This is a genomic window from Succinivibrio sp. (assembly GCF_045124615.1).
Taxonomy (GTDB): domain Bacteria; phylum Pseudomonadota; class Gammaproteobacteria; order Enterobacterales; family Succinivibrionaceae; genus Succinivibrio; species Succinivibrio faecicola.
On sequence record NZ_JBGVMC010000294.1, the window covers coordinates 1 to 7,077 of the forward strand.

Annotated in this window: 6 protein-coding genes; 3 read left to right on the forward strand and 3 right to left on the reverse strand. The window is 35.3% G+C overall.

All coding sequences use genetic code 11. The features are described 5' to 3' along the window. Window positions 1-1,155, reverse strand: a 1,155-nt coding sequence (locus ACJML3_RS07650) for a 5'-3' exonuclease H3TH domain-containing protein (RefSeq protein WP_406022065.1), incomplete at its 3' end; no start/stop codon positions are given. A gap of 152 nt (window positions 1,156-1,307) precedes the next feature. On the opposite strand from ACJML3_RS07650, the gene ACJML3_RS07655 reads away from it, so the two are divergent. From ACJML3_RS07655 to ACJML3_RS07665, 3 genes are all read left to right on the forward strand, one after another. Then, on the forward strand, window positions 1,308-1,952 hold the full coding sequence (locus tag ACJML3_RS07655; RefSeq protein WP_406022067.1) for a 7-cyano-7-deazaguanine/7-aminomethyl-7-deazaguanine transporter: 645 nt from the start codon (window positions 1,308-1,310) through the stop codon (window positions 1,950-1,952). Window positions 1,953-2,018: 66 nt separating this feature from the next. Beyond that, complete coding sequence (gene trxA, locus ACJML3_RS07660; protein ID WP_219937623.1) at window positions 2,019-2,345, forward strand: thioredoxin; 327 nt, start codon at window positions 2,019-2,021, stop codon at window positions 2,343-2,345. 141 nt (window positions 2,346-2,486) lie between these two features. Then, complete coding sequence (locus ACJML3_RS07665; RefSeq protein WP_288135605.1) at window positions 2,487-3,497, forward strand: D-alanine--D-alanine ligase; 1,011 nt, start codon at window positions 2,487-2,489, stop codon at window positions 3,495-3,497. Window positions 3,498-3,556: 59 nt separating this feature from the next. Here the strand turns inward: ACJML3_RS07665 and rho are convergent, their stop codons facing one another. Together rho and ACJML3_RS07675 are read right to left on the reverse strand one after the other, a co-directional pair. Beyond that, window positions 3,557-4,816 carry a transcription termination factor Rho gene (gene rho / locus ACJML3_RS07670; protein ID WP_219937634.1) on the reverse strand — a complete coding sequence of 420 codons (1,260 nt, stop codon included), beginning with the start codon at window positions 4,814-4,816 and terminating at the stop codon, window positions 3,557-3,559. Window positions 4,817-5,137: 321 nt separating this feature from the next. After that, a partial coding sequence (locus tag ACJML3_RS07675; RefSeq protein WP_406022070.1) for an ATP-dependent helicase occupies window positions 5,138-7,077 on the reverse strand: 1,940 nt, incomplete at its 5' end.

The following is a 7,077-nucleotide window of genomic DNA, read 5'->3' on the forward strand; positions in this document are numbered from 1 at the left end:
CTCGTGCATACATAAGGACATACCTACAATTTTGCAATCTCTTGTGTTCAGTGAAGTTGTCTCTGTATCAAATGCAACAAACTGTGCACTGTTGATTTTTGAAACGAGAGCTAACAGATTTTCTAAAGTATCAACTAAAACAAATGAAGCGCCGTATTCTCTGTAATCAATAAGATTAGAATCACTATCTGATAAAGAAACCATTGTTTCTTCAGATTTAGTATCTGAAGATTCCGCCTTTTCTTCTACCTTATCTGCAGATGATCCATTATCTCTTTGTGATTTGAGTTCAATGAGTATTTTCTTGAATTCAAGTTCAGTAAAAATATCTATCAGAGCATCATAGTCTGTAGCAAGCTCTGGGACATCATCAAGCTCAAAAGGAACATCAACATCCTTTTTGATGGTTGCAAGTGTATATGACAAATGAATTGAATCTAGGGCATTTACGAATTTGTCTTTAAATGTCTTTGCACCTCTAAATGACAGTGTAGGTATTTTGTCTAGATTCTTTTCAATCTCACTGATTGGACCAATCTCATTTAATAAAGAAACTGCTGTTTTATCACCACAGCCAGCCATTCCTGGAATGTTATCTGAAGAATCGCCTTTTAAAGCTAAAAAGTCGATGATAAGAGATGGTTTTACACCAAATTTTTCAACAACGCCTGTTTCATCATAGTAAACATCGTTCATTGAATCATATAAGGTAATATTCTTGTCTACAAGCTGAGCTAAATCCTTATCTCCAGTACAGATAATGGTTTTAATGTTGTTTTCTGTTGCCTTTGATGCATATGTACCAATTACATCGTCGGCCTCAACGCCTTCTATTGAAACAAGGGGAAATCCTAATCCTTTGACAATCTTATGTACATATTCAATTTGAGAGCGAAGATCGTCTGGCATTGGAGGACGATTTGCCTTGTACTGTGAATAAATCTCATTTCTAAATGATTTTCCCTTAGCATCAAAAATCATAATGAAATCAGAGTTAGAGAATTTCTTTAGAATATTCTGAAGCATCTTTGTAATAATCAGACAAACACCTGTTGGTTGGCCTTTAGAGTTTGTAAAGCCATTCTTTGATGCATGATAGGCTCTATACAAAAAAGAGGAACCATCTATCAGAACCAGCTGCTTATGAATATTCATTTTTTCTCCAGATGTGAGTTTTTTAGCTAACCTGCAAACAAAATTATTTTACTTTTTTTACTGCTATTTGTCATACAATATACTGTCTTTTTGACAGGTGGCGTGGTTTTAAATCGCGCTTTTGTATTTATTTTTTTATCACTGAAACGAAAATGGCAACATTTACTTTCCCTTTATATAAGCTTTGGTTTTTTCATATTTTTATCATTGTATTGAGCAATTACGCTGTTCAGATCCCTCTGAACATCGCAGGTATCAATACAACGGTTGGAACCTTTACTTATCCTTTCATTTTTTTAACAACCGATCTGACAGTTAGAATTTTCAGACAGAGAAATGCAAGAAAAGTAGTTTTCCTTGCAACAATGCCTGGTCTTATTCTGTCCTACTTTATAGGAACATTATTCGAGCACGGCACTTTCCAGGGATTTTCAAATCTCAGTAATTTCTCAGTGTTTGTATTCAGAATTACATTAGCTTCATTAACTGCATATCTATCAGGACAGCTTGCTGATATTCTTGTATTCCAGAAATTAAGACAGAATAGAAAATGGTGGCTAGCCCCTATCTGCTCATCAGTTTTTGGAAACTTGATTGATACATATATCTTCTTTGCAGTAGCTTTCATGAATGGGCCTGATGCATTCATGGCAGAGAACTTTGTTGAAATTGCAACCGTAGACTATCTAGTAAAAATTGTGGCAAATTTATCTATCTTTGTCCCAGCTTACGGAATGTTACTCAACTATCTTATTAAAAAGCTTAATGTTAATAGCTTTGATGAGCTTCACAAGTGATATTTAATTTCATAAGCCACTTTACAATCCTTTTCATGCTACTATTAGTAAAAAAGGAGAAATAATATGAGTGACAAGTTAATTCATATCAATGATGAGCAGTTTGAAGCTGAAGTAATCAAGTCAGATAAACCTGTACTTGTAGATTTCTGGGCTCCATGGTGTGGTCCTTGCAGAATGGTTGGTTCATATCTTGAGGATTTAGCAGAAGAACTACCTAATGTTAAATTCGTAAAGGTAGATATCGACGAGAATTCAGCAAATGCTGCAAAATATGGTGTTATGAGTATCCCTAATCTTGTACTTTTCAAGAATGGTGAAATCATCAACCGTCAGGTTGGCGCTCTTCCTAAAAATGAATTAAAAGCGCTAATTGAAAACTCATTAAACTAGACAATAATCCATATCTAAAGCACACAATCGAAATTTTCTTGTTTCTTTTGTGTGCTGTGTGCACTTTTATAAAATCAGTACTTTTTCTTTTCTGTTTATTATCATATCATTACACAAAATTTTATTAATAATGGATTCAAAATGAGTACCAATATCTTATTACTATGTGGCGGAGATGGCGCTGAGCACGATATTTCTCTGCTTTCAGCTTCATTTATTGAAGAACAATTAAACAAGACAGAAGATTTCTATGTACTAAAGGCTGTTATTCACAATAATCAGTTTTTAGTTGAAGATAAGCCAGGTTACTTTGATAACAACAAGACTTTTGTGTTTGACAATCATAAGTTTGATGTTGATTGCGTTGTTCCATGTATCCATGGTGTACCAGGCGAAACTGGCGATATCCAGTCATTCCTTGAGATTTTAAATATTCCTTATATTGGTTGCCGTTCTCAGGCAAGCCGCTATTGTTTTGATAAAAATACCACAAAACTACATCTGGATTCTTTAGGAATTCCAAATAGCCCATATAAAATCATTCCACTGCCTAACGAGCAGTACAAGCAGATTGCATTAGAGTTTTTTGATAAATACAAAGACATCTATGTTAAAGCTGCTTCTCAGGGGTCATCTGTTGGTTGCTACCATGTAACCAAGAGAGATGATGTTTGGGATAGCATCATTGAAGCTTTCTCATACAGCACTGAAGTTGTAATTGAAAAGAATATTGTTCATCGCGAGCTTGAAGTAGCAGCCTATGAAATTGACGGTGAGTTAAAAATTTCAAAACCAGGTGAAATCATTATTCCATCAAATAAGTTCTATACCTATGATGAGAAATACTCACAGGATTCAGGTACCACAACTACAGTTGAACCTGAAGGCTTAACCGATGAAGAAATTCATACAATTCAGAATCTTGCAAGACGTGCTTTCGTTGGCTTGAAACTACGTGATCTTTCAAGAATAGATTTCTTCTTATCAAAAGAAGACGGTATTCTGATAAACGAAATCAACACCTTCCCTGGTGCAACCCCTATTTCAATGTTCCCAAAAATGCTTGAGCACAACGGAGATAAGATGGATGTATTCTTAGCAAAAGCCGTTTATCATGCAATTAAAGAACATGAAAAAGGCGAGAATAAATAAGAAAAGATAACTTGCAAGAAGGCCTCCAGATGGAGGCCTTCGTTTTTATGAACTATGTTTTAGCTACGCTTCATTGCAGTAAAGAATTCATCATTTGTCTTTGTCATTGATAACTTGTCAATGAGGAATTCCATAGCTTCAATTTCACCCATAGGATGTAGGAACTTTCTTAAGATCCACATCTTCTGTAGCTCATCAGGTGTTGTAATAAGCTCTTCACGTCTTGTTCCTGAACGGGTAACATCAATTGCAGGATAAACACGCTTTTCTGCAATCTTTCTTGATAGATGTAATTCAAGATTACCTGTACCCTTGAACTCTTCGTAAATCACTTCATCCATCTTAGAGCCTGTATCGATAAGGGCTGTTGCAATAATTGTTAAAGAACCACCTTCCTCAACATTACGTGCTGCACCGAATAATCTCTTTGGACGCTGAAGTGCGTTTGCATCAACACCACCGGTTAAAACCTTACCTGATGATGGAGAAACTGTATTGTATGCACGGGCTAAACGGGTAATTGAGTCCATTAAGATAACAACATCATGTTTATGCTCAACAAGACGTTTTGCCTTTTCAATAACCATTTCAGCAACCTGAACGTGACGTGCTGCAGGCTCATCGAAGGTTGAAGCTACAACTTCACCTTTAACATTACGCTGCATCTCAGTAACTTCTTCAGGACGCTCATCAATTAAAAGAACGATAAGAGTACACTCTGGGTTCTTTGTAGAAATTGAGTGTGCAATATTCTGTAGAAGCATTGTCTTACCAGCTTTTGGAGGAGCAACAATAAGACCACGCTGACCTTTACCTACAGGGGAAACAAGATCGATAACTCTTGCGGTTAAATCCTCTTTTGAACCATTACCAAGTTCTAAGTTCAATCTTTCTTGTGGGAATAAAGGAGTAAGATTTTCAAAAAGGATCTTATGTCTTGAGTTTTCAGGCTGGTCAAAGTTTACTGAATCTACTTTGAGCAGAGCAAAATATCTTTCGCCTTCCTTTGGAGGTCTGATTTTTCCTGAAATAGAATCACCAGTTCTTAGGTTAAACTTTCTTACCTGGCTTGGTGACACATAAATATCATCTGGTCCTGCTAAATAAGAACTGTCTGCGCTTCTTAGAAAACCAAAACCATCTGGAAGAATTTCGATAACACCTTCACCATAAATATCTTCACCGTTCTTTGAACAGTATTTTAATAGTTGGAAGATGATTTCTTTTTTACTTAGACGGGCGACATTTTCAATGCCATTCTGCTCACACATCTGAACTAACTGTGCGACAGGAGTATTTTTAAGTTCGGTTAGATTCATAAATTTCAACGAAATCACCCTGATCTGTATGGAGAATACAGTGGGGTTGGTTATTAAAAAATAAAAATGGATAATTCCAGTGTTGAAAAGGTCGCATAAGGACCTTAAAATTGATATCGCAATCGAATGGATTACTGCGTTAATTCTATCACATTTTTTTTAAAGTCCACTTTTTTTTGAAAAAATTTAGTAGATACTTTTTATCTATTTTAAATAACTGCTTATTTTAAGTATGCTTTTTTGATAAATACAAAGATAAAGCACAGTTATCAAAAGATAGATACATTACTAGGTGTAGCCTTTTTAGCTACACCAAAATAATTATATCTTTGTGACAATCTTATATGGCTTATTTTTAGAATTCTCATAGCTTCCAACAATGTCATATAAGAAAGAACTTGCTCCTTTTTGCTCATTCTTTCCAAACATTGTTCTTGCTTTTGCGTATGAAATAACAAGTTGCTCCTTTGCTCTTGTAATTCCTACATATGCAAGTCGTCTTTCCTCTTCTAAAGAGTTATCTCCACTTGAACTCTTTCTTGATGATGGAAGGATCTCTGACTCAAATCCACAGATAAAGACATATTTAAACTCAAGACCTTTAGATGCATGGATTGTCATTAAATTTACACAGTCAAATGGCATAGTCTCATCTGAGCCATTTTCATTTATCTCTCCACCTGATACTAAAGTAATGTTTGTCAGATAAAGAGTCAGCTGATCTTCAACTTTAGCTGAATTTTCAGAATCAACAGATACTTCACCTTGATCTACTGATGCTTCAAATTCCTTCACATTAGATACTAAAACACCTAAATTCTTGTATCTAGAATTGTCCTCTTCACTTTTTCCTTCTTTAGCATCTTTTTCTGAATAGAAAGCATAAAGACCTGTTAGTGTCAGCATATGATGAACAAACTCATGAAGTCTCATCGTCTCTTTTTTAGAGAGTAGTTCAAGGTAAAGATTATAAAAGGCTGATACCTTAGAATAGAGAGTTTTTAATTCTTTTGCAGCATCTGATGAAGATACATATTCATGAAGATATTCAATAGCTTCAATGATTGAGCAGCTGTGCTCATTGCTTATATTGCGAAGACTCTCAACAACTTTTGGTCCAATCTTTCTTGCAGGAAGATTGATTATTCTTAATAAAGCAGTGTCATCTTTTTTATTTACAAGGATCTTTAAGTATGCAAGTGCAGACTGAATTTCAGCTCTATCAAAGAATTTCTGACCACCATATATAACATAGGGAATCTTTGCTTTTGTCAGTGCCTGTTCAAAGCCGAATGACAGATAGTTGTTTCTGTATAGAACAGCAATATCTGAAAGTTTTACGCCCTGATCCTTTAAGGATTGGATCTCTTTTGCAACAGATAATTCCTCTACTCTGTTGTTAGCACATTTAAAAATGGAAACCTGAGAACCTGTACCATTGTTTCCTTTTAAATTTTTGAGCATAACGCGCTCAAAGTTTTTCTCAATAAGAGTATTTGCCATATCGAGAATATTCTGAGTTGAGCGATAATTCAGTGATAAAAGGTACTGATGAACATCAGGGAAAGTATTTAAAAATTTCTTCATGTTTGTGTAGTCTGCACCACGCCAACTGTAGATTGACTGATCGTCATCACCTACAACCATTACATGAGAATTTTTTCCTGCAAGCAGTGTCAAAAGCTCGTACTGAATAGAATTGGTATCCTGAAACTCATCCACCAAAATTTCCTTGAATCGTTCATTCTGAATTTCTCTGATAGCTGAGTTTGATCTTAAAAGCTCGACTGTTCTTAATAGAATTTCAGCAAAGTCTACAGAATTTTCCTGATTACAGATCCTTTCATATGCGCTGTAAACCAAAGCTAACTTTTCTATAGTACCACTGCTTCTTTTATTGGTATACTTTATATAGTTTACTCTCTTTTGAAAATCATCAGCTCTCATACCCTTTTCTTTCAGGCTGCTGATCCTTGAAGCAAATTCAGATGGTTTTATCTCCTTTATATCCATCTGAAGATCCTGCATTATTCTTTTTACAAGTGAATTCTGTCCATCTGTATCTAATATCAAGAATCCAGGAGTTAACCCAGCCTGAGTTGCATAGGCTCTTAGTAATCGTAAACATGTAGAGTGGAATGTATTTGCCCATAGCTGATGAGTATCATTAGCATTCAGGTACATACCTATTCTCTCGCGCATTTCCTTTGCAGCTTTATTTGTAAATGTTACTGCAAGGATGTTTCTTGCCTTTACTTGGT